The organism is Methylobacterium sp. 2A (genome assembly GCF_009806555.1).
Taxonomy (GTDB): domain Bacteria; phylum Pseudomonadota; class Alphaproteobacteria; order Rhizobiales; family Beijerinckiaceae; genus Methylobacterium.
Genome location: NZ_VUOK01000048.1, coordinates 1 through 22,579, shown reverse-complemented (window position 1 = coordinate 22,579; position 22,579 = coordinate 1). Strand labels below are relative to the sequence as shown.

19 protein-coding genes are annotated in these 22,579 nt (G+C 68.6%); 10 read left to right on the top strand and 9 right to left on the bottom strand.

What is annotated here, in order from left to right:
• Nucleotides 1-73 precede the first annotated feature (73 nt).
• Nucleotides 74-1,771 (top strand): HAMP domain-containing methyl-accepting chemotaxis protein, encoded by a 1,698-nt coding sequence (locus FVE89_RS21470; protein WP_160536306.1) that lies wholly within the window; start codon nucleotides 74-76, stop codon nucleotides 1,769-1,771.
• A 9-nt stretch (nucleotides 1,772-1,780) separates the two neighbouring features.
• Here the strand turns inward: FVE89_RS21470 and FVE89_RS21465 are convergent, their stop codons facing one another.
• The 3 genes from FVE89_RS21465 to FVE89_RS21455 form a co-directional block, all read right to left on the bottom strand.
• Complete coding sequence (locus FVE89_RS21465; protein ID WP_160536305.1) at nucleotides 1,781-2,113, bottom strand: hypothetical protein; 333 nt, start codon at nucleotides 2,111-2,113, stop codon at nucleotides 1,781-1,783.
• A 205-nt stretch (nucleotides 2,114-2,318) separates the two neighbouring features.
• Nucleotides 2,319-3,221, bottom strand: coding sequence for an alpha/beta hydrolase (locus FVE89_RS21460; protein ID WP_342390007.1), 903 nt, complete (start codon nucleotides 3,219-3,221; stop codon nucleotides 2,319-2,321).
• A gap of 23 nt (nucleotides 3,222-3,244) precedes the next feature.
• Entirely contained in the window at nucleotides 3,245-3,580 is a 336-nt protein-coding gene (locus tag FVE89_RS21455) for a GIY-YIG nuclease family protein (RefSeq protein WP_160536303.1), read from the bottom strand.
• 118 nt (nucleotides 3,581-3,698) lie between these two features.
• Here FVE89_RS21455 and FVE89_RS21450 point away from each other — a divergent pair, with 118 nt between their 5' ends.
• Nucleotides 3,699-4,304: a DUF2239 family protein gene (locus tag FVE89_RS21450; RefSeq protein WP_160536302.1), complete on the top strand. Its 606-nt coding sequence runs from the start codon at nucleotides 3,699-3,701 to the stop codon at nucleotides 4,302-4,304.
• Between the two features lie 143 nt (nucleotides 4,305-4,447).
• Here FVE89_RS21450 and mazG read toward each other — a convergent pair whose 3' ends face one another.
• Together mazG and FVE89_RS21440 are read right to left on the bottom strand one after the other, a co-directional pair.
• Entirely contained in the window at nucleotides 4,448-5,311 is an 864-nt protein-coding gene (mazG, locus tag FVE89_RS21445; protein WP_160536301.1) for a nucleoside triphosphate pyrophosphohydrolase, read from the bottom strand.
• Nucleotides 5,312-5,480: 169 nt separating this feature from the next.
• On the bottom strand, nucleotides 5,481-7,745 hold the full coding sequence (locus FVE89_RS21440) for a TonB-dependent siderophore receptor (protein WP_160536300.1): 2,265 nt from the start codon (nucleotides 7,743-7,745) through the stop codon (nucleotides 5,481-5,483).
• A 437-nt stretch (nucleotides 7,746-8,182) separates the two neighbouring features.
• Between FVE89_RS21440 and FVE89_RS21435 the strand changes: the two genes are divergently transcribed.
• Entirely contained in the window at nucleotides 8,183-9,652 is a 1,470-nt protein-coding gene (locus FVE89_RS21435; RefSeq protein ID WP_160536299.1) for a hypothetical protein, read from the top strand.
• A 337-nt stretch (nucleotides 9,653-9,989) separates the two neighbouring features.
• On the opposite strand, the gene FVE89_RS21430 is transcribed toward FVE89_RS21435, so the two are convergent.
• Nucleotides 9,990-11,234, bottom strand: coding sequence for an alpha/beta hydrolase (locus FVE89_RS21430; RefSeq protein WP_160536298.1), 1,245 nt, complete (start codon nucleotides 11,232-11,234; stop codon nucleotides 9,990-9,992).
• 268 nt (nucleotides 11,235-11,502) lie between these two features.
• On the opposite strand from FVE89_RS21430, the gene FVE89_RS30630 reads away from it, so the two are divergent.
• Complete coding sequence (locus FVE89_RS30630; protein WP_202131007.1) at nucleotides 11,503-11,667, top strand: hypothetical protein; 165 nt, start codon at nucleotides 11,503-11,505, stop codon at nucleotides 11,665-11,667.
• A gap of 144 nt (nucleotides 11,668-11,811) precedes the next feature.
• On the opposite strand, the gene FVE89_RS21425 is transcribed toward FVE89_RS30630, so the two are convergent.
• Nucleotides 11,812-13,449 (bottom strand): acyl-CoA synthetase, encoded by a 1,638-nt coding sequence (locus FVE89_RS21425; protein ID WP_160536297.1) that lies wholly within the window; start codon nucleotides 13,447-13,449, stop codon nucleotides 11,812-11,814.
• A gap of 221 nt (nucleotides 13,450-13,670) precedes the next feature.
• Nucleotides 13,671-14,231 (bottom strand): PAS domain-containing protein, encoded by a 561-nt coding sequence (locus FVE89_RS21420; protein ID WP_160536296.1) that lies wholly within the window; start codon nucleotides 14,229-14,231, stop codon nucleotides 13,671-13,673.
• A 369-nt stretch (nucleotides 14,232-14,600) separates the two neighbouring features.
• Here FVE89_RS21420 and FVE89_RS21415 point away from each other — a divergent pair, with 369 nt between their 5' ends.
• The 6 genes from FVE89_RS21415 to FVE89_RS21390 all read left to right on the top strand — a co-directional run bounded on the left by FVE89_RS21415 (nucleotide 14,601) and on the right by FVE89_RS21390 (nucleotide 20,937).
• Nucleotides 14,601-15,248 carry a ParA family protein gene (locus FVE89_RS21415; protein WP_160536295.1) on the top strand — a complete coding sequence of 216 codons (648 nt, stop codon included), beginning with the start codon at nucleotides 14,601-14,603 and terminating at the stop codon, nucleotides 15,246-15,248.
• Nucleotides 15,232-15,558, top strand: coding sequence for a ribbon-helix-helix domain-containing protein (locus tag FVE89_RS21410; protein ID WP_160536294.1), 327 nt, complete (start codon nucleotides 15,232-15,234; stop codon nucleotides 15,556-15,558). Before FVE89_RS21415 ends, FVE89_RS21410 begins: the two co-directional genes overlap by 17 nt.
• A 433-nt stretch (nucleotides 15,559-15,991) precedes the next feature.
• Nucleotides 15,992-17,404: a septal ring lytic transglycosylase RlpA family protein gene (locus tag FVE89_RS21405; RefSeq protein ID WP_160536482.1), complete on the top strand. Its 1,413-nt coding sequence runs from the start codon at nucleotides 15,992-15,994 to the stop codon at nucleotides 17,402-17,404.
• A 143-nt stretch (nucleotides 17,405-17,547) separates the two neighbouring features.
• Entirely contained in the window at nucleotides 17,548-18,783 is a 1,236-nt protein-coding gene (locus tag FVE89_RS21400; RefSeq protein WP_160536293.1) for a D-alanyl-D-alanine carboxypeptidase family protein, read from the top strand.
• Nucleotides 18,784-18,793: 10 nt separating this feature from the next.
• Nucleotides 18,794-19,504: a dTMP kinase gene (gene tmk / locus FVE89_RS21395; RefSeq protein WP_342390008.1), complete on the top strand. Its 711-nt coding sequence runs from the start codon at nucleotides 18,794-18,796 to the stop codon at nucleotides 19,502-19,504.
• A gap of 380 nt (nucleotides 19,505-19,884) precedes the next feature.
• Nucleotides 19,885-20,937 (top strand): DNA polymerase III subunit delta', encoded by a 1,053-nt coding sequence (locus FVE89_RS21390; protein WP_160536291.1) that lies wholly within the window; start codon nucleotides 19,885-19,887, stop codon nucleotides 20,935-20,937.
• Between the two features lie 267 nt (nucleotides 20,938-21,204).
• On the opposite strand, the gene FVE89_RS21385 is transcribed toward FVE89_RS21390, so the two are convergent.
• Nucleotides 21,205-21,705, bottom strand: a complete 501-nt coding sequence (locus FVE89_RS21385; RefSeq protein ID WP_160536290.1) for a DUF305 domain-containing protein — start codon at nucleotides 21,703-21,705, stop codon at nucleotides 21,205-21,207.
• Nucleotides 21,706-22,579: the final 874 nt, after the last annotated feature.

Below are 22,579 nucleotides of genomic sequence, written 5' to 3'. Positions count from 1 at the left end.
TTTGACCACCGTCGATAGAGTCTTCGCGTCGTGTGGTCGCGTGCTTCCAAACACATTTCGGGCTCGATATTCAATGAGAATACTGTCTCGAATCAATATACTGACGAAAATCGTCACTCCTCTGCTGATCACCGCTCTCGTCAGCGCCATCACCGCGTATTCTGCAATCCGCACCCTGAATTCGATCGAGGAGCGCAGCAGCCTCGTCGCAGATTATCTGACGATCCGGCTGACGGGCCTCCACAACGTCCGGATCAGTTTCGGCGACGCCGCCCTCATGAACCGCAACATCCTCGTCGGCGACCCCAAGGCCGACCTGATCGACTACAGGAACCGCTACGACGCGGCCGTCCAGGCCACGCTGGCGACCCTCGACCGCCTCATCGCGGCGTCGCGGTCCGAGGCCGACAGGGCGAAGGTCGAGACCATCAGGCGGACCAGTGCCGCGCTGTTCGACACCGTCGCGCGCAGCAACGCGGCGGCCCTGGCGGGTGATCGCGACGGGGCTCTCCGGATCGCGTTCCAGGAGGCGGCGGCGACGCGCACGGCGTTCCACGCGGCCATGCAGACGCAGATCCCGGAGCTGGAGCGCCTGATCGCCGAGGGGAAGCAGGCGACGCGGGGCGACGTCGCGGATGCGACGACCCTGCAGATCGCCACGACCGTGGTGGGGCTGCTGGCGGCGCTCGGCGTCGCCGGCGGGATCGCGGTGTTCGGGGTCACGCGCCCCCTCGGCAGGCTGGTCGTCGCCCTGCAGCGGATGGCGGGCGGGGCGAGCGACGTCACCCTCGAGGCGGCGGGCCGCCGGGACGAGATCGGTGCGGTCGGCCGCGCCGTCGAAGACATCAAGGCCATGGTCGCCCGCAATGCCGCCGAGGAGACGGAGCGCCGGCACGCGGACGAGGCCGCCGCCGCCGCGGAGCGCAAGCGCGCGATGATCGCCCTCGCCGACACGTTCGAGCGGGCGGTGGCCGGCATCGTCGGGATGGTCTCGAACGCGGCCGCCACCCTGCAGGACACCGCCGGCCGGATGTCGGCCAGCGCCCAGGAGGCCGCCGGCCAGTCCACCGCCGTGGCGGCGGCGGCCGAGCAGGCCGCCGCCAACGTCAACACGGTGGCGGCGGCCACCGAGGAACTCGGCAGCTCCATTCAGGAGATCGGCCGGCAGGTGACGGGCTCGACCGACCTCGCCCGGCGGGCCGCCGGCGAAGCCGATCGGACCGCCGCCCAGGTCTCCGCCCTCAGCGAGGCGGCGACCCGGGTCGGCGACGTGGTGCAGCTGATCGCGAGCATCGCGGCCCAGACCAACCTGCTGGCGCTCAACGCCACGATCGAGGCGGCCCGCGCGGGCGAAGCGGGGCGCGGCTTCGCCGTGGTGGCGGCCGAGGTCAAGGAACTCGCCGGCCAGACCGCCCGGGCCACCGAGGAGATCGCCGGCCAGATGGCCCGGATCCAGGGCGCGACCGGCGAGACGGTGGGCGCCATCGGGACGATCACCGGGCGCATCCACGAGATCAACGCCGTCGCGGCGACGATCGCGGCGGCCGTCGAGGAGCAGGGGGCGGCCACGCAGGAGATCGTGCGCAATGTCGGGCAGGCGACGGCCGGCACCCGGCAGGTCACCGAGAACATCGTCGGCGTGGCCCAGGCCTCGGAGCAGACCGGCCGGGCGGCCGATCAGGTGCTCACGGCCGCGACCGACCTGTCACGTCAGTCCGAGCAGCTCGCGGCCGAGGTCGACCGGTTCCTCAACACCGTGCGGGCGGCGTGAGGGCCACCCTCAGTTCGGCTTCTCGATGGCGCTGAGGGGCGTCCAGTAGCAGCGCTCCTGCCCGGCCGCCGGCGCGAGGCAGCCGTAGCTCATCGTCCGGTCCTCCAGCCGGACCTCCTCGCCGGGCGCCCAGTTGCGGCACTCGCCGCTCGCGAGGCTGCCCTTCAGGAGCTGCCCGAACCCCGATTCGTCGCCGGCCATGACCAGCTTGAACAGGCGGTCCGTGACCTCCTGGCTGTGGCAGCCGAACCGCCCCTGGAGGATCGTCTCGGCTCTGGCGGGCCGGGGCAGGGCAGTCGCGGCTAGAACGAGGGCAGCGAGGGCGGGGAGGGCGAGGCGCATGGGCGGCAACATATCCGCGGGTTGAGGTCTGTCGAGCCCTCGGCGCGCCGGGCAAGCGCGGAGGATCGCCGCGGGGATCGTCCGCCTGGGCCGGATCTGCCGCTTGGGGTCCTGGCGAGAGGCCGTTTGCGACCCATCATTGCCATAGGAACGGTACAGCAGCCTGCTTGAAAGCGGTCGCTCGAACCTGTGGGAGTCAGGCCCTCTACCCTCCTGAGGCCGAGATGCTTGAACGGCGAGCGGTTCGCTCGATTGCATCGGCAATGACCCGGTACAAGGATGGCGGCAGATCATGGCCCATCCCGGGGATCAACATCATCTCCGCATCCGGGATCGAGGCTGCGGTGTCCTCGCCGCAGGCAGGCGGAAACAGAGGATCCTCCGCCCCGTGAACAACGAGGGTCGGCGCCGTGATTGCGGCGAGCCTTGACCTGCGGTCGCCAGCCATCCCAACCGCTGCGAGCTGGCGTCCGACTCCACCCGGCGCACGGCCTCGCCCAACTTCTTCCCAGAGGAGAGCACGGCAGGCTTCTTCGTCGAATGGATGAGCGGTGCCCGCGATACGCCGCGCGAAGGCAACGCTGTGATCGAGAAAACCCGCCCCGTCCGAGACAGGTTCGGGGGCGGGGCGCATCATCATCGTCATGGCGTCGGGTTCAGCCGACGGCATACCGCGATTGCCCGTGGCCGACATGATGGAGGTGAGCGAGAGAACGCGAGACGGGTGCTCGCTCGCCAGGATTTGGGCGATCATGCCGCCCATCGAGCGGCCGACGATGTGGGCTCGGCGGATGGCCAAGACATCGAGCAGGCCGAGCGCGTCCGAGGCCATGTCGTCGAGCGTGTAGGCGAGTTCCGGCTGCCGTCCTTCGGCGAGCGCCGAGGCCAAGGTCGTGAAGTCCATCGCGCCGTGCTCGGTGAAATGGGTCGAGCACCCTGTGTCGCGGTTATCGAACCGCACGACACGATAGCCGCGCGCCACCAACTCGCGGCAGAAGGGGGCAGCCCAGCGGATCATCTGTGAACCGAGTCCAGCAATCAGGAGGATCGTCTCAGCCGCCCCGTCGCCGAAGCTGTCGTAGGCCAGGGTGATGCCGTTGGCCGCCACACGGGCAGACCGGGGTTCCGGGCTCATATCCGGACGGCCCGGAGTTGCTCCGCCCACTGGATGAGGCGCTCCCTCATCATTCGGTCGCGGACGTACGCGATCTCTTCAGCGTCCAACCGCTCGACAATCTCGAAGCTGAATGCGTCCGCCCCATGCGCATTCCACGCGGTCTGGAGCGAACGGTGCGTGTTCGTGCCCTGCCGGAGGGTGAACCAGAGGCGGTTCTGGATCTTGGACAGGTCGGGCGCGCCGCCGACCCAAACCTCACCGGAGGCTATGCAGCGGACAGCGTAGATGCCGCTGTCGACCTCTCGCTTCTTGTAGGCGCTCACGACCGCCTTTCGGTCTTCCATTCTCATCATGTGCCCTCGCAGCTTGGCGGCGACGCTATCGAAGGCACCCCGGTGACGCAATATCACCCGGGTAAAATTGACATCAAGTGGCCGGTCCGGCTACGGCGGCGAGGATGGAGGTGCCATGCCTGGAGACCCTATGAGGACGTTCACCGCGTTTGTCGGTGTGCGGCGACTCGCGAGCGGTCGCTTGATCGACGTGGCTTTCGCCGTGAGATCGCACGAAGCGGAAGACGGCGATCCGATCTTGGTCTTCGCTGACGGTTCGGGTGCTGTCATCGACCTCGATCTGCGTGGAACAGAGGCGGATATCACCGCACGGTTCGCCGAACTCCCGACTGCGGGAGACGCGCCGAGCACTGCCGAGAGCCGACCGGATCCTGATGGTGCGCCAAGAAGCCGTGGTCGCCCGAAGCTCGGGGTCATCGCCCGCGAGGTGACGCTGCTTCCCCGTCAGTGGGAGTGGCTTGCATCCCAGCCAGGAGGTGCATCGCAAGCGTTGCGGCGCCTCGTTGACGAAGCGCGGCGGGCAGATGGTGGGCAGACCCAGATGAAGGCAGCGAGAGAGGCCGCCTACCGCTTCCTTTCGGCGTTGGCTGGCAATCTGCCTGGGTTTGAGGAGGTGATCCGGGCGCTTTTCGCCGGCGATGCCGACGGCTTTGCAGAGCGCATGACAGCATGGCCATCGGACATCCGAGACTATGCGCTGAAGCTTGCAGCCATCACCTGAGCCAGCGACCTGCGGCGGATGGCTGAGGTCCGCCCCAGCAACGGCAGCTTTTCAAGATCCGCGTCAGAAAGCCAACATTCCGGAAACCACCATTTGCGGACCCCGCACGTGGGCACCGAGGACGCGACTTGGGCGACGGGCCGCTACGCCCGTCCCCTCGCCTCGTCGCGCTTCACCGCCTGCCACGCGGCCTCCATGGCGGCGAGGTCCGACCGCCCGAGTTCGCCCCCGGCCGCCGCCAGATGCGCTGCCATCGCGGCGAAGCGGCGCTCGAACTTCGCGGTGCCGTCGCGAAGCGCCGCCTCCGGGTCGATCCCGGCATGCCGGGCGAGGTTGGCCACCGAGAACAGCAGGTCGCCGATCTCGTCCGCGACCGCTCGCTTATCGCCCGCCGCCAGGGCTTCGGCGACCTCGTCGGTCTCCTCGCGGACCTTGTCGATCACCTGGGCGGCGTTGCCCCAGTCGAACCCGTAGCCGGCCGCCCGCCGGGAGATTTTTTCGGCTCGGGTCAAAGCGGGGAGCGCGCGGGCGACTCCGCCGAGCGGGTCCGGCGCGGTTTGCGCTTCGCCGCGCGCCGCCCGTTCCTGCGCCTTGATCGCCGCCCATTGCGCCTCGACCTGCGCCGGGTCGCGCAGGGCAGAGCCCTCCGGCAGGAGCGTCCCGTCCGGGGCGAAGACGTGCGGATGGCGCCGGACCAGCTTGTCGCCGATGGCGCGGGCCACGGCGTCGAACGCGAAGGCGCCCTGCTCCTCGGCCATGCGGGCGTGGAACACGACCTGCAGGAGCAGGTCGCCGAGCTCGTCGCGCAGGTCGGCAAGATCGCCCCGCGCCACCGCGTCGGCGACCTCGTAGGCCTCCTCGATCGTGTAGGGCACGATGGTGGCGGGTGTCTGCGCCACGTCCCAGGCGCAGCCGCGGACGGGGTCGCGCAACGCCGCCATCAGGCGCAGGAGCCGGCCCAGTTCCGTCTCCGCCGGCCCGTCGCCCGACTCGTGTGTCTCGCTCATGCCGATGGGGTTAGAGCCGTTCCCGACCGCGTGGCAACAGGTCCCGGGTTTCCAAAGGGCGTGCCCTTTGGTGGGTTGTCAGGGCGAAGCCCTGACGAAGACCAGGGCTCCGCCCTGGACCCGCGAAAGGGCTCGCCCTTTCGAAACCATGACGTGATCAGCTCTCACCTCACCATTTGTAGCTGACCTTCGCCAGCACCCGCCTTGCGTCGCCGTAGAAGCACGACACGTTCGACTGGCAGGAGGCGACGTAGCGCCGGTCGCCGATGTTCGAGGCGTTCACCTGGAAGCGCCAGTTCTCGTAATCGTAGTGGACCTGCGCGTCGAACAGCACGTAGTCGGGCACCCGCAGGGTGTTGGCCACGTCCGCGAACGAACTCCCGACATAGCGCACGCCGCCGCCGAAGCCGAAGCCGCGCCACGGCCCGACCGGGATGGTGTAGTCGGCAAACAGCGAGGCGAGGGTCTGCGGGATGTTGACCGGCGTCTTGCCGACCCGCACCGGATCAAGGTCCCGCAGGGTGGTGAAGTCGAACTTGGTGAAGGAGGCCACGACGTTGAGGCCGTCGGCGATATTGGCCACCAGCTGCGCCTCGAAGCCGGTGGAGCGCACTTCGCCGACCTGCGTCTGGAAGATCGTGTTCACCGGGTTGGGGGTGAGCACGTTGTTGCGGTGGATGTCGAAGCCGGCGAGCGTCAGGAAATAGCCCTGGCCCGGCGGCTCGAACTTGACGCCGCCCTCGACCTGATCGCCGGTATCGGGTTTGAAGGCGCGGTTGTTGATGTCCACGCCGATCTCGGGCTGGAACGAGGTCGCGTACATGATGTAGGGCGCGAGGCCGAAGTCGAAATTGTAGATCGCCGCCGCGCGATAGGTGAAGGCGCTGTCGTTGCGGCCGTTGGTGTTGGCCGGGGTCAGGCGGTCGTAGACTTTGTTCTGGACGAAGTCCTGGCGGCCGCCGAGGATCAGGGTCAATTCCGGGGTGAGCTTGATCTGGTCCTGGAAGTAGAGGCCGACCTGCTGGAACGAGTCGGCGTTGATCAGGTAGGGCGAGGCCGAGACCGCCTGCGGGCCGTAAGAGGGCGCGAGGATGTTCAGGTCCGGGCCGGGGAAGCCCGAGGCCTGGTTGTCGTGGATCTGGAAGTTCCGGTACTCCACGCCCATCAGGAAGTCGTGGCGGAAGAAGCCGTCGGAGAACTTGGCCTCGGCCTGGGTGTCGACGTCGAGCTGCGCGATCTTGGCGTTGTCCCGGAACAGGTAGCGGCCGAGCTGGGTCTGGAGCGGGTCGGTGTAGCCGAGCTGGCCGATATAGGAATTCTGGTAGCTCTGCGTGTAGGCGTAGCGGGCGTTCTGGCGCACCGCCCAGGTGTCGTCGAAGACGTGCTCGAACTCGTAGCCGATGAAGGCCTGGTCGCGCTGGTAGGTGTTGAAGCCGGCATCGCCGACGTTGAGCGCGCGCGGGATGCGCAGGCCGAGCACGGTCGGCCGCGCCGTGCCGTAATAGGGCAGGAAGTTCGCCGTCACCGCCGTGTTGTCGTGCTGGAAGCTCGACAGCACCGTGAACTTGGTCGACCCGTCCGGCTTATAGGTGAAGGCCGGGGCGATGTAGTAGCTGTCGTCCGGCGCCCCCTGGACCTGCGTGCCGCCGTTGCGGGCATAGCCGGTGAGCCGGGTGAACCAGTGCCCCTCCTTGTCGGCCGGGCCGCCGACGTCGAAGGCGGCGTAGCGCTGGTCGAAGGAGCCGCCGCCGACCTCGATATAGCCGAACGGGTTCTCGGTCGGGCGCTTGCTGATCTGGTTGATCAGGCCGCCGGGATTGCCGGCGCCGAACAGCACCGCCGAGGGGCCGCGCAGCACCTCGATCCGCTCCAGCCCGAACGTGTCCACCCGGCTGTAGGCGAAGCCGTAGTTCAGGAGCTGCAGGCCGTTGAGGTAGAGGCCGTAATCGCTGACCACGAAGCCGCGCAGCTGGAAGAAGTCGAGGCGGGTATCGGCGCCGAAGGTGCCCGCATAGGTGCCGGCGACGTACTGGGTCGCCTGCGTCAGGGTCTGGGCGTTCTGGGTGTCGAGCTGCTGGCGGCCGACCACGGTGATCGATTGCGGCGTCTCGATCAGCGGCGTGTTGGTCTTGGTGGCGGTGGCCGAGCGCTTCGCCACGAAGCCGTCGATCGGCCCGGTCGGGCTCTCCACCGCCCGTGCGCCCGCCCCGGCCCGGGCCGCGACCGGGGCGCCGCCGCCCTGGCTCTCGACGCTCAGCTCCTCGAGCTGCACGCTGGCCCCGGCCGGGGCATTGCTGCCCGCGCCGCGGCGCGGCGGCGTCGCATCCTGGGCGAGGCCCGGCGCGGCCTGGGCCAGGACGGACAGGGAGGCGCCGGCGAGCAGGGCGCGCAGGGTGGCGCCGGGGACAGTCGGGCGGGGGTAAGCAACGCGCATGGGACCTGGCCGTGTGGGACGAAGCGGGCAGCCGACCGCGTTCGCCGGAGGCGGGCCCGGCGCTGCTGTCGCGCTGTTTAGAATTGTGCTAAACTACTGTCGGAACTGCATTTTCTTACGCCCGGAGTACGCGCGGCCGTGCCCTGCCGCAAGCGGCCTTCGCGCTTCCGGCGAGGTCTGTTGCCGTGGCGACACGCATCGGTAGTGGGCCTGCGAGAACGAAGATCGCCGCCGGGACAGGCTGACGGGCGGCCGCGGGTCCCCCCCTCTCCCCTCCGAGGGCTAGCAGATTCACGGATCGGAGCCGGCCATACCACGTCAGGATCGGGCGCGATGCCTATAATCCCGCGCGGGAGACGGTCGGGGGATGCTGCTAGGTTGAAACTGACAGGAACCGAAGCCATGTGTATTTGGCCTTCAATTGCTAGCCGTTTGTCATGGCAACTTTCTTCAATGACTTTTTCGAGGTGTCGGAGGACGATGTAGAAGCCTACGGCGCCTTCAACGTCTCCCTCATCAATGACTTGCCATTATTTATTGACCCGTTCTTGCTTTTTCACAGCGAGAAGGAAGAATATCAGCAACTACACGGCGAGATCCTCAAATACCTCATCTTTCTCAGGGATGAGGTAGCAGCAGGTCGCGTCACAGACGATCTAATTAAAGCGTGGTTTCGCTTTCCGGAGGTGAAGCAAAACTGGCTCGGGTTCTCTCAGGTTGGCAACGGCGGTACTGGCTTAGGGCAAGATTTTGCGGAGGCACTTAGCGCCAATCTCCATACTATCTTTGCGGACTTCGGCAAAGAGCGCATCTCTAAAGGCAGCCATCTAGAGAAAGTTTGCCTTATCAGCAGCGGCGTTGGCAAAGACAACATCAGCGATTTCACGTTGAATCTGATCTTGGACTACATCTGCCGCTACACCCAGGAGTTCGCCAGAGGGTATATACCACCGAAACTTCGCCGCACAGTTTGGATCGAGAAAGCAAAGTTCAACTATGAAACGCGCTCATGGCAGCGTGGGCAATATGAGCTACCGTTTATCAACGGCGACTACGTGCTACTGACCCCGAAAGATATGCTTACCAGAGAGGAAAACTGGATAAACAAGGGTGACATGGTTCGCCAGTTCGCTGAGATACCTAGAGCATTGCCTGACGCTGAATTGCGGGGCCAAGTGTTTGCCTATTTCGACAGTGTATTGGCAAAACCTAAAGGCAAAGAGCCGAGCCAGAAGGAGATTGCAGAGGCAACAATTAAAACATACTTGCAGTTTCCAGAACTGGTTGATTGGTATATTAAATTTAAAGAAGATCGCGGCGAAGAAGCCGCCGACGAAAGTTCAGCAAAAGTTGCTTTGACTAGATTTATTTTTGAGCATCAGGTAAAGGACATCCAAGCGCAGCTAGCATCCCAAAGTGGTTTCTATCGAATTAATGGCACAACCTATGAGGAAACCCACGAGCGGCTGGCATTTTTTAAAGATGTTATAGAGAACAAGGGCGGCCATCGTATTTTCTGGCATAATGGCGAGTCCATTCAGCGTGAGAGTGATCTTCAGATCCTGTGTAAGTTCATCTGGTGTGGTACGCCGTCAGATGCGAGCGCTGAAGTGAACGACGGTCGGGGGCCTGTTGACTTCAAGATTAGTCGAGGGGCTTTTGACAAAACTCTCATCGAGATGAAGTTGGCTAAAAACACCAAGCTTAAGCAAAATCTTGAGAAGCAACTGCCCATTTATCAGGCCTCGAGTAGCGCAAAGAAGGGCATCAAAGTAATTGCCTATTTTGATGCTGCCGAGAAAGCGAAAGTAATTGGTGTCTTGAAAGAACTTGGCATCGAGGGGCATCCCGACGTAGTGCTGATCGATGCGAGAAACGACAACAAGCCATCTGGGTCGAAGGCCTGATTAAGGGACCGCGAGGAACAAAAAATCTAGATGTATTATAAAAAAATTAACTTACATGCCATCTTTGGATGAAAATTACTAGGACAACAAACACTTTGGCCTGGGTATTCTCGATCAAAGTCGGCCTACGCCTGCAATTATCGCTATCCCCGCTCCGGCAGTAAGAGGGCGACCCGTCGCGCCCCCACGCGAATGTCGGTGACCACCAAAGATGGGTGAACAGAGTAGCCTCTGCGGGGGAGAGTCCGGCGGCCTTTGACCCGGATCGGCCTGAAACCGGGTCTCCAATCGCACTTTAGACATCGTGGGATAGTAGGGGAGGGCCGGCGCCCGGTGCCTACTTCACCCGCCCCGCGAGCCACTCGGCCAGCAGGTCGGCCACGGCGTCGCTGTTGGTCTCCAGCATCATCATGTGGCCGTTGCCGCGCAGGCCCCGGTCGGCCAGCGGGATCACGTCGGGCTTGGCGCCGGCCTGGGTCAGGAAGGCGGCCGTGCAGGCATCGTAGGTGGCGTGGAACGAGGCCTCCGCGGTCACCAGCACGGTCGGGACCTTGGCGAGGTTCGGCAGGGTCCGGGCGGGCTCGCCCTGGAGCCAGCAGCGCACGCGCCCCTCCGCGGCTTTGGCCTCCTGCACCACCACCAGATCCTCGGGCGCCTTGACGGGCGGGTCGAAGGTCAGCGGCATGCGGGTCAGCCCGTAGGCGCGGGCGCGCCCGTCCCCGCTCTTCTCCCAGAAATCCTTGCCGCCGCGGAACTGCACGTCGAAGAAGGGCGGCCCGCTCGGCTCGACCGCCACATGCGCCTTCACGAGGTCGGGCCGGGCATCCGAGGCCGCCCAGCCGAACAGGGCCGCCTGGCCGTGGGTGAGCAGGATCGCCGGCCCGATCTTGTCGAGGAGGGCCAGCAGCGCGGGATCGACCAGCTCCTCGGTCTGCTGGCTGTTGGCGAGGAACGGCACCTGGCTCGCGAAGAACTGGTCGAAGGCGGCATTGCCCTGCACGCCGGGGCCGCCCGGCCAGCGGGTGTGGAGCTTGGCCTGCGGGTACAGGTCGTAGACCTCCGGGGCCGTGTGGGTCCGCTCCAGGCTGCGGGTGCCGAGCCGGTCGTAGGGGCCGTAGACCTCCGGGTTGGTGCCCGAGCGCCCGCGCCCGACCTGATCGACCACGTAGACCTGGAACCCCTTCTCGACGAAGCGCTGGACCCAGCCCGGGCGCCCGTCCGCGGTGGCGAGGAAGTTCACGCCGGTCTGGGCGAGCCCGTGCACCATCACCACGGGGTAGGCTTGCGTGATCCGGGCCGGGGTCCGCGACTGCACGAACATCTGGCCGACCATCACGGTCTTGTCGCCGAGCTTCTGGTAGCGTCCGCCGATGTAGAAATAGCCCGCCCGGGTCACCAGCTCGCCCTGGGCCGGATTGTCCGGCGGCGCGCTGGGTGCGCGCACCGACCCTTGCGTGGCTCTCTGCACCGGCACCTCGGCCGGCACCGTCCCCTGCGCGCAGGCCGCCCCCACGGCCAGGGCCGCTACCTGAACGGCGAGCAGCGCCGCGCAAGCGCCGTTCGCGATGCCGTTTCCGGCCATGCCGTCTCTCCCGGGTGCGCCCTGCTCCGCGCGGGCGCTTATTGCGGGAAACGCAACGCTCGGCCACCGAAGAAAGCTGCACACGGGGCGGTTGTATGGGTTCCGACGAGCCTGAACCCAGGCGCATGCCAGCCGCGACCGTGGCGGTGCTGGCGCCGTGGGGCCGGCACGCCCACCTTGGGACGGTGCCGGCGCCGTGTTCGCCGGCCCCTCGCCCGGATCCACCCGCGGATCGTCTCGGGCGAGACCCGAGCCGAGGACCTCCATCGTGGACCCTGCAACCGCCAAGACCCTGGTCTCCGCCGCCCTGGTCGCCTCCATCGCCCTGTTCAGCCTCGTGTCGTTCCAGGCGTTCTTCGCCCAGATCGCCGCCGATCTGCGGGCCGTGCGGGTCCCGGTGCGCGCCGACCGCCGGACTCCGCCGCAGGCCTGAAGGGTTCTCAAAGGGCACGCCCTTTGGCGGGTTGTCAGGGCGAAGCCCGACACCGGACGCAGTCCGGCACCAGGGCTCCGCCCTGGACCCGCGAAAGGTCGCGACTTTTCGAAACCAGATCTTCTCGCGCGTGTCGAACGGCGCTCAGGCCTCGTCCTGACGGGCCCGCTCGCGCAGGAGGAACTTCTGCACCTTGCCGGTGGAGGTCTTCGGCAATTCGCCGAACACCACGTGGCGGGGCAGCTTGTAGGAGGCGAGCCGGCCCCGGCACCATTGGATCAGCTCGTCGGCGCTGGGCGAGGCCCCGGGCTTCAGCTCGACGAAGGCGCAGGGCGTCTCGCCCCATTTGGCGTCGGGCTTGGCCACCACGGCGGCGCCCGCCACCGCCGGGTGCTTGAACAGGGCATCCTCGACCTCGATCGACGAGATGTTCTCGCCCCCTGAGATGATGATGTCCTTCGAGCGGTCCTTGAGCTGGACGTAGCCGTCCGGGTGCTTCACCCCGAGGTCGCCGGTGCGGAACCAGCCGCCCTTGAAGGCGGCCCGCGTGGCCGCCGGGTTCTTGAGGTAGCCGCGCATCACCACGTTGCCGCGCATCATCACCTCGCCGATCGTGCGCCCGTCGGCCGGCACCGGCTCCAGCGTGTCGGGATCGCGCACGTCGAGGGCCTCGAGCACCGGATAGCGCACGCCCTGACGGGCCTTCCTGGCCGCCCGCTGGTCGGCCGCGAGCGCGTCCCAGTCGGCGTGCCACGCATTGACCACCGCCGGCCCGTAGCTCTCGGTCAGCCCGTAGAGATGGGTGACGTCGAACCCGGCCTCCGACATGCCGGCCAGCACCGCCTCGGGGGGCGGGGCCGCCGCCGTGAAGAAGGCGACCCGCTTGGGCAGCTCCCGGCGCTCGGCATCGGAGGCGTTGATCAGCATCTGCATCACGATCGGCGCGCCGCAGAGATGCGTCACCCCGTGCGCGGCCATCAGCCGGTACATGGCGTCGGCCCGGACCTGCCGCAGGCAGACATGGGTGCCGGCCACGATCGACAGGGTCCAGGGGAAGCACCAGCCGTTGCAGTGGAACATCGGCAGGGTCCAGAGATAGACCGGGTGCTGCCCGAGCCCGCCCGTGACCACGTTGCCGAGCGCCAGCAAAGCCGCGCCGCGATGGTGGTAGACCACGCCCTTCGGGTCGCCCGTGGTGCCCGAGGTGTAGTTCAGCGTGATCGCGTCCCACTCGTCGTCGGGCAGGGACCAGTCGTGCTCCGGATCGCCGCCGGCCAGGAACGTCTCGTAATCGGTCCCGCCGAGCCGGTCGCCGGGGCCGTCATGGACCGGATCGTCGACGTCGATCACGAACGGCCGGGCCGCCAACCCCTCCAGCGCCGCGGCGGCAATGCGGGAAAACTCCCGGTCGGTGATCAGCACCTTGGCCTCGCCGTGCTCCAGGCAGAAGCGGATCGCGGCGGCGTCGAGGCGGGTGTTGAGGGTGTTGAGCACGGCCCCGGTCATCGGCACGCCGTAATGGGCCTCGATCATCTCGGGGGTGTTGGCGAGAAGCGCCGCCACCGTGTCGCCGCGGCCGATCCCCCGGGCCGCGAGCGCCGAAGCGAGGCGGCGGGCGCGGGCGTAGAGGTCCCGGTAGGGCCGCCGCAGGGCGCCGTGAATCACCGCGACGTGGTCGGGAAACACCCGCGCGGCCCGGTCGAGGTAGAGCAGGGGCGTCAGCGGCTGGTGGTTGGCCGGCACGCGATCGAGATCGCGGTCGTAGATCGTGTCGCGGGCCATCCCGTCCTCCCGGCTGTCGTTCTGGCAAGTCTTTGCCGGAACAGTAGCTTGCCGGCGCGGGCGCGATCAATCGCGTCCGTCGAGGCGCCCGCCAGCCCGCGCACAGCTTCCGGCTTCGAAAAGTCGAGACCTTTCGCGGATCCAGGGTACTGCTCGGGACGGGATCTCCCGGGCTCGGTCCCGAAGGGCCGCCGGAGGGAGAGCCTTTTGGCGAGCCCGCTCTAATGCCGCGATTCGTCCTCGGGCTCCGGCAGGAAGCGGGCGAGTTCGAAGCCGATCTCGATCATCAGGTGCTCGATCCGGTCCGTGAGCGTCGGCCGGTGCAGGGCACGGGCGAGCTCGCGCAGGGCGATGACATGCTCCGCCATCCGGTTCACCACGCGCTCGCTCTGCAGGAGATTGGCCGCCTGCTCCTCGGTCCGGTCGATGGCGATGCCGCGCCCCCGCATGGCCCGGCCGGCCGGATCATGCTCGATCCGGCCGCGCATCAGCAGCGTGCGGATGCCGGCGCGGGTATCGCGGGTCCGGAACTCCGCCTCCACGGAACCGCCGATCACCGCGGCCGCGTGCAGGTAGCTCTCGATCCGGACGCGATCCTCGGGATGCGTGCGGTCGAGGAAGGCTTCAAGGGAGACGCCGCTCGCGGCGGCCTCCGGGTCGAGACCGAGCAGCCCCGCAAAGGAAGCCGAGAGTTCCAGCTGCCCGGCCCAGTAATCGTGGACCCACGTGCCGACCACGCCCGAGGCGTCGAGGACGGATTGCGGAATCGGGGCTTCGGCCATGCCATTCCTTGCGGGAGCGTCCAACATGTTTAAACTTGAGGTTTTCAACCTCCACCGCCTCCCTACTGTCACGGCAGACAAGCTAGAGTATGGTAACGTCCATGGGAAGTCTCTTAACCCATATTAGACCAAAGTTATTAACCTAAAGTTGAACAACTGGCGGAAACACCCGATCGGCTTGCAGGGTCCGGGCCACAGCTGATCTTAACGGGCCGTTAACCATATCGGACACACCGTGCGTCGGGGCGCCAGGGGTTCCGGATCGCAGTCGAGCGCGACGTGATCACCTGAGGTTGCCCCCAACGGCGCAGTGACGGGGAGTCGCACGCGCCCGGACGGATGCGCGGGGCCTTCTGGAGGACGCCCAGGATGAAAGCGATCACCTTCGTCACGCAGAAGGGCGGCAGCGGCAAGAGCACGCTGTGCATCTCCCTGGCGGTGGCCGCCCGGGAGGCGGGCCACACGGTCTGCATCCTGGAGATGGACCGTCAGGCCACGATCTCGGACTGGCTCGATCACCGCACCGTCGACGGCCCGGAGGTGGCGCAGATCGACGCCACGCAGATCGACGCCGTGATGGAGCGCCTGCGCGAATCCGCCTACGATTACGTGTTCATCGATACGCCCGGCGTCGATTCCACCGGCACGCTCTCGGCGATTCGCGCGGCCGATCTCTGCATCATCCCGTGCCGGCCGACGCCCGCGGACCTGCGCGCGTTCAAGCCGACGCTCGCGGCGGTCTACCGGCTGGAGAAGAAGTTCGCCTTCGTGCTGAACCAGACGCCGCCGCGCTCCTATCGGGTCCGCGACGCGGCCGACGGGCTCGCGGTGCTCGGCATCCTGCCCGACGTGAACATCGTGGCCCGCACCGACCACCAGGACGCGATCGGCCTCGGCCAGGGCGTCACCGAGTTCAATCCCAAGGGGCAGGCCGCCGGGGAGGTCCGGCGCCTCTGGTCCTGGATCGAGCGCCGCACGCAGTCCCTGAGGACGGGCCAGCATGTCAAAGCCGCCTAAGCTCAGCCTCGCGGCGATCGTCGCCTCGGCGACCCCGCCGGACAGGGCCGCATCGCTGACCCGGCGGCAGGGCGCCGAGATCGTGTCGCTCGCCCTGGCGCCCCCGGCGCCGAAGCCGGCGGCCACGCTCAAGCAGCGCGCCCGGCAGATGTCGGTCTATCTGGAGCCGCCGGTCTACGACCAGCTCCGCGACCTCGCCTACGCCGAGCGGACCAAGATGCACACCCTGATGCTGGAGGGGCTGGACCTCCTGTTCAAGCAGCGCGGCGCCCGCTCGATCGCGCAGCTGACCGAGACGCAGGACCGCTGAGGGCGGGAGCCGCTGCGCCTCTCCCTCCCCGTCTGCGGGCCGGTGAATCCACCCGCTGGGTCTGGCGCCGATACGCTGAAAAGCGAGCACTTTCCGCCGCTCCTGACGATCCCGGGATCGCGCGGGTGTGGGAAGAGAGCGTGCCTCCGCCCGCGATGCGCGAACGTCGTAGCCTCTGCGGGAGAGGAATGAGGCGTGCTGCCGTAAGGCCATTCCCTGTTCCTGTGCAGCCACATATCCGTCAACGTTGCGGTCACGGGCGAATGGTCCGGCTCTGCCGGGCGCCGCCCCTGAACCCCGGCTGCCGACAGCGTTCAGGCTTCCTTTACGCAACCGATACAAGTGTGGGTGGACCCGGCCGGTGCCCCTTCGCACGGCCGGATCCGGTCCGCCGCCGGACCCCGGTCACGCGTAGAGTTTGGTGATCCCCACGATGGTGCGCACGACGCTTCCCCGGCCTGCGCGCCTCGCCCTGCGGCTCCTGGCGGTCTCGGGCGTGGCCCTGGCGACCGCCAACTGCGCCACCCAGCCCCAGCAGAAGCTCGCCAGCGGCAACGGCATCGACCCGAAATACGGGGTCAAGGCGAGCCCGCGCCTCTACAACGAGGGCGACGTGATCCCGAAGGGCGGCGGGCGCCGCTACACCGGCAAGCCCTACGTGGTCGCCGGCCAGACCTACGTGCCCAAGGAGGACCCGCGGGGCTACGTGCGGGAGGGTCTCGCCTCCTGGTACGGCTCCGCCTTCCACGGCCGCATGACCGCCAACGGCGAGGTGTTCGACCGCCACTCGATCGCGGCCGCCCATCCGACCCTGCCGCTGCCGAGCTACGCCCGGGTGACCAACCTCGACAACGGCTACTCGATGGTGGTGCGGGTCAACGACCGCGGCCCCTACCATGCCGGCCGGGTCATGGACGTCTCCGAGGAGGCGGCCGACGCCCTGGGCTTCCACCGCCAGGGCACCGCGCATGTGCGCGTCGAATATGTCGGCAAGGCCTCGGTCGCCGGCAGCGACGACCGCAAGCTGCTCGCCAGCCTGCGCACCGACGGCCGCCCGGCCGGCCGCTCCACCGTGATGATGGCCGATCTCGGCCCCTCGGAGGAGACCGAGCGCTACGCGCGCTCCGCCCCGGCGCCGCTCGCCTTCAAGCCCGACGAAGAGCGGGTCCAGGAGCGGGCACAGGAGCGGGCACAGGAACGGACGGAGCCCGAGGCGGCCCCGGCGCCGCGCCCCGCGCCGGTCCGCGCCCCGATCGTGCTGGCCTCGGCCGCCGTGACGGTCCCGGCGGCGGTGCAGCCCACGGCCCCGCGGGTGCGGGAGTTCCGCCCGGCGCCGGTCGCCGCCGACGCCCACCTGAAGATCGCGGGCCTCAACCCGGCCGCCGTCGGCGCCGCCCCGCCGGCCGCCGGACACGGGGCGGGCGGGCACGGCACGGGGTCGAAGACCGCCGCGGCAAACCGCCTCGCCCTGGCGGAGACCGGCCGGCGGCCGGCCCCGGTTTCCGGCCCGGCGCGGCCCGGCGCCGCGGTTCCGACGCATCTCGCTCAAGCGTCCGCGGCGATGCCGGGTCCGGCCAAGCTCGCCCTGGCGCGCCTCGCCGCCACACCGGCCCCCAGAACCGCGCCGCACGCGCCGGCTCTGCACGCCGCCGTGCCGCAGGCGAGCCCGGCGAAGATCGCAGCGGCCGCCCAGGCGGCCGTGCCCGGCAAGGTGCAGTCCAAGATGGCGATGGCCAAGGACGGGCCGGGCAAGGCAGCCCTCGCCAAGGGGGCGCCGACCAAGGCGGCACCGACCAAGACGGCGGCGGCCGGGACGCGGCCGTCCCGCATGGCCGGGATCTACTGACGCCGCGGCCTGCGGCGCCGATCCGGCCTCCGCGACGGCATTTCGCGTTCGATCCGCCGTCGAAACCGTAATATGGTCACGCTTGTTATTGCGATACGGCTGGGGTTTGCCTGGCCGATCGGCAGGCGCGGGACGGAGCGGCGATGCGCAGGACCCTTCTCACCCTTCTCGCGGCCGCCTGCGCGCTGGGCGCCAGCCTCGCCGGCGCCGGCGCGCAGAGTTTCCAGACCGCGGCGCCGCACGCGATCCTGATCGACGCGGATTCCGGCTCGGTCCTGTTCGAGAAGGCCGCCGACGAGCGCTTCTCGCCGGCCAGCATGGCCAAGCTGATGACCACCGACATCGTGTTCGAGGCGCTGAAATCCGGCCGCCTCTCCATGGACACGGAGTTCACCGTCACCGAGGACGCGTGGAAGCGCGGCGGCGCGGGGGGCGGCGGCTCCTCGATGTTCGCGCAGGTCAACAGCCGCATCAAGATGGCGGACCTGCTGCGCGGGCTGATCGTCCAGTCGGGCAACGACGCGGCGATCACCATCGCGGAGAACATGGCCGGGTCGGAGGACGCCTTCGCCGGGCTGATGAACGAGCGCGCCAAGGAGATCGGGCTGACGAACTCGACCTTCCGCAACGCCACCGGCTACTCGGCGCCCGACCAGAAGGTCACGGCCCGGGACATGGCGAAGCTCGCGCTGCACATCATCGAGACCTACCCGGACTACTACAAGATCTTCTCCGAGAAGGAGTTCACCTGGAACAAGATCCGCCAGCAGAACCGCAACCCGCTTCTCGCCCTCGACATCGGCGCGGACGGGCTGAAGACCGGCTACCTGGAGGAATCCGGCTACGCGCTGACCGGCTCGGCGGTGCAGAACGGCCAGCGGCTGGTGCTGGTGGTCTCGGGCCTCAAGACCGCCCGCGACCGGGCCTCCGAGGCGCGCAAGCTGATGGAATGGGGTTTTCGCGCGTTCGAGCCCCGGCAGATCTTCGCGCCCGGCGAGACGGTCGCCGAGGCCTCGGTGTTCGGCGGACAATCGGGCTCGGTGCCGCTGGTGGCGAAGAAGCCGGTGCGGGTGCTGCTGCCCCGCGGCTCCAGCGACCGGGTGAGCGCCAAGGCGATCTACACCGGCCCGCTGGTCGCCCCCGTGGAGGAGGGCCAGCGGGTCGGTGTCCTGCGCGTCCAGCGCGGCGACACGGTCGCCCTCGACCAGCCGCTCTATGCCGGCGCCGCGGTGGAGCCCGGCACGCTGCCGCAGCGGGCCATGGATGCGGCGCTGGAATTCGGCACCGGGCTCGTGCGCAAGGCCCTCGACCGGGCCGGCAAAGGAGGCGCCAAGAGCAGCGCCGACAAGGCCGCCGCCGGGGCCGCCAACCCGTCGTGACCGCGCCGCCGTGACCGTGCCACGCATCGGAGACTCCGCGGGCGCGCGGGGCGTCTTCATCACCGTCGAGGGCGGGGAGGGCGCCGGCAAGTCGACCCAGATCGCCCGCCTCGCCGCGACCCTGCGGGCGCGTTCCGGACACGGCGTCTGCGTGACCCGCGAGCCCGGCGGCTCGCCGCGCGCGGAAGAGATCCGGACGGCGCTGCTCGGCGGGGTCGCCAAGCCCTACGGCCCCTTCGCGGAAGCGCTGCTGTTCAGCGCCGCGCGGATCGACCACCTCGACCGGCTGATCCGCCCGGCCTTGCGCCGGGGCGAGACCGTCCTGTGCGACCGCTTCATCGACTCGACCCGGGCCTATCAGGGGGCGGCCGGGGGCCTCGAACCGGGGGTGCTCGATGCGCTGGAGCGGGTCGTGGTCGGCCCGACCCGGCCCGATCTCACCCTGATCCTCGACCTCGACCCCAAGGCCGGCCTCGCCCGCGCGGCCGGGCGCGGTGCCCGGACCGGGCAGGGGGCCGACCGGTTCGAAGCCGAAACCCTCGATTTCCACATCCGCCTGCGGGAGGCTTTTCTGGCGATCGCCCGGGCCGAGCCGGAGCGCTGCGCGGTGATCGATGCGGGCCGCGATCCCGATTCGGTCGAGGCCGCGATCCGCGCCACCGTCGCGGCGCGGCTGCCGGACCTGCTGCCGGGGGAGGGCGCGCGGGGCGATGCGGCGTGACCAGGCTGGACGGTTTGCGGCGCGCCGCGTCTGCGCTATCTTCGGGAGTGGGACCGGCGGGGGCTACCGCCGATCCCTGGCATTCACCCGTTAAGGTGTAGCCAACTCAAGATCATGGGATGAATGGCGAGCTGGAGATGGAACCTCCACTCGCCATTTTCCGATCTTGAGAATGCCAGAGAGAGAACCATTCTCTGCACTCCCGGCCGCATCGGGCCGCGTGCGGCCGTCGCGGAGTGGGTTGGTGAGGCCCACCGTGCGAGGCCGGTGCGCCACCGGCCCCGAGGCGCTGGGCGCCGCCTGCCGATCTTTGTAAGCGGAGCCGTGGCGGGGTCGCCAGAGGGGCTGGAACCCGCCGGGACGAGATTTCGGGACGCGCCATGACGCCCATCGACCGCGCCGCCGACGATGTCGAGCCTGGCGACCTGCCCGGCCTCCCGCGCCCGCGCGAGACCCTGACGCTCGTCGGCCACGAGGCCGCGGCGGAATCCTTCGCGGCGTCGGTCGCGGCGGGCCGCCTGCACCATGCGTGGCTGATCGGCGGGCCGCCCGGAATCGGCAAGGCGACGCTGGCCTACCGGGTCGCGCGCCGCCTGCTGGCCTATCCAGGCGGCGGAGGGCCTGCCGGGCTCGACGTGGCGCCGGACGATCCCGTCACCGGCAAGGTGGCGGGCCTGTCGCACCCGAACCTCGTGGCCCTGCGCCGCCACCGGGCGCCCGGCGCCAAGGCGCTGCCGACCAAGATCGCGGTCGACATGGTCCGCCGGGCGCTCGACCTGTTCGCCGCGACGGCGGCGGATTCCGGCTGGCGGGTCTGCATCCTCGACAGCGCCGAGGATCTGAACGCCAACGCCGCCAACGCCCTGCTCAAGGTGCTGGAGGAGCCCCCGCCCCGGGCGCTGTTCCTGATCCTGTCGCACCAGCCCGGCCGGCTGCTCCCGACGATCCGCTCCCGCTGCCGGGCGCTGACGCTGCGGCCTCTGAGTCCTGAAGAGGTCGCCCGGGTGGTGCGCGCCCTGCCCGCGCCGTTCCCGCAGCCCGACGACGCGGCGCTCGCCCGGGCGGTGTCGTTGAGCGAGGGCTCGGTCGCCCGGGCGCTGGCGATGCTCGATCCGGTGACCGCCGGCCTCGTGGCCGAGGTGGAGACCCTGCTGGCGCGGGCGCGCAATCCCGATTGGGGCCGGGTGCTCAAGCTCGCCGAGACCCTGGCGGGCCGGGACGCGGAGGCGCGGTTCGAGGCCGCCCAGGACGCGGTGCTGCGCTTCGTCTCCTCCGAACTCGACCGGCGCCGGGACGAGCCGCCCGTGCGCCTCGCGGCCCTGGTGGAGGTCGCCGAGCGGTTCGGCCGCGCCGCCCGGGAGGCGGCCACCTATAACCTCGACCGGCGGCCGGTGGTGCTGTCGCTGTTCGGGGAGCTGGCGGAGGTGGGGTAGGGCGCGGCGGGATCGCCCCGGACCGGCCGTGCAATCCATCCCCGGTATCTCCGGACAACGGTCATGCCTCGGCAGAGCGGTCGGTTCGGCAGGGGTGGCTTTCGGCCGGTCCGCTTCGGACGGCACGGCATCGAAGCGGACGCGCCCCGTGCCCGCCACGAATTCGGGTCGGAGGGTGTCGAGTCTGGTTGTTACGTCTGATGATGGATTCAGGGCCGCCATCTGAGCACGGCGGGCCGGTATCAGCCCACCGTGTCGATCTTCGGCCTACCGTGCTTGCCGAGCCAGCCCCGATCCGGGGGTCCACGACTGGCCCTGCGTTTCCTGCAGAGATCCCGCATTCGCCGGCAGGGTTCGGTAGGAGTTCCAACCGATCACATGGACCGGCTCGCCACCGGGAGGCGCGGCATAGCCATGCCGGGCTAGCCAGCCGCGCATGTCGTAGATCTCGCGCTGCTGCTCGACGATGATCGCCTCGGCGAGCTGTCGTGTCCACGGGTCCTTGGCGCGGCTCAGCGCGACCCGGGCCATGTCGATAGCACCCTGGTGATGCGGAATCATCTGGATGCGGAAATCCGCATCCGGATCGCCCGTGTATGGCTGATCCATCGCCGCCATCATCTTGTGATGAGCGGCGATGAACTCGCGCGTGGCCAATGTTTGCGTCGCGGCCGGCTTTGGTCCGGCGTCGTGAACATGGCGTGGATGCTGAGCCCACGCAGCCGTGGTGGCGGCCAGCAGCGTGGCCGCGGCAACGAGATGTCGCATGGTATGTCCTATGGAATACGCCCCATCGACCGCTCGAGGGCGGATCGCGGGCGATGAACCGGGAGGGTCGGAGATGGGCCGCGCCGACCTGCGAGGGCCGCGGCTCAGGCGCCGAGCGGTCTCGGAGGCTCGGCTGGACGCTCGGGCTCGCGCCCGGACAGGACTGGCGGCGTCGCGAAAGCGATCCGGCGACCACGGTCGCTCGGGCCTACGACACTGATGACGTCACTGGTTACGGCGGGCGAGCAGCACGCTGCATCGCGGTTGCAAGACGGGCAGGAGGGCATCCCGCCGCGGCAGCCATCCTGTGTGGAACTCGCCCCGATCGCAGCCCTCGCCGCGACACCGCCCGCAGCGGTGCCGACGCGCTTCGCGTGGTCATGTCCGATGGTGTGGGGTCCGCCGTGTCCTTCGTGCGCCTGCGCGGACGCAACAACGCCGCCGGCCGTCAGCATGACGGCCAGAACGACGATCCTCGTCAGGTACGCGATGAGGCCCAAGCTCAGCCTTCGACGGGTTTCCAGTCCTGGACGCGACTCGCGTAACAGTGTGCCTGGTTCGGCGTCAATGCGTGCGCGACGCGGTCCGATGCGGGCCTCCTGCGATCCTGACAGCCGCTTCCAACCCATCGCACATAGGCCGGGCAGAAGGCGGGAGGGTCTACTCTTCGGCAGTCCGACGCGGCACCGTCAGCAGCTTTCCGGCCGAGAGGCGCGAGACCCGGCCCGTTCATCGACCGGGGCTGGATCTCCTGCGCGGCGTCGGCGGTTCGGCTAGATGTCATTGCTATGGAGGTTGTCCATCCGAGGGTGTCGAGCGAGGCTGTGGTTGCGACGCCTGCAACCCCGGACCCGGAGCCTCGGATGGACGCCCA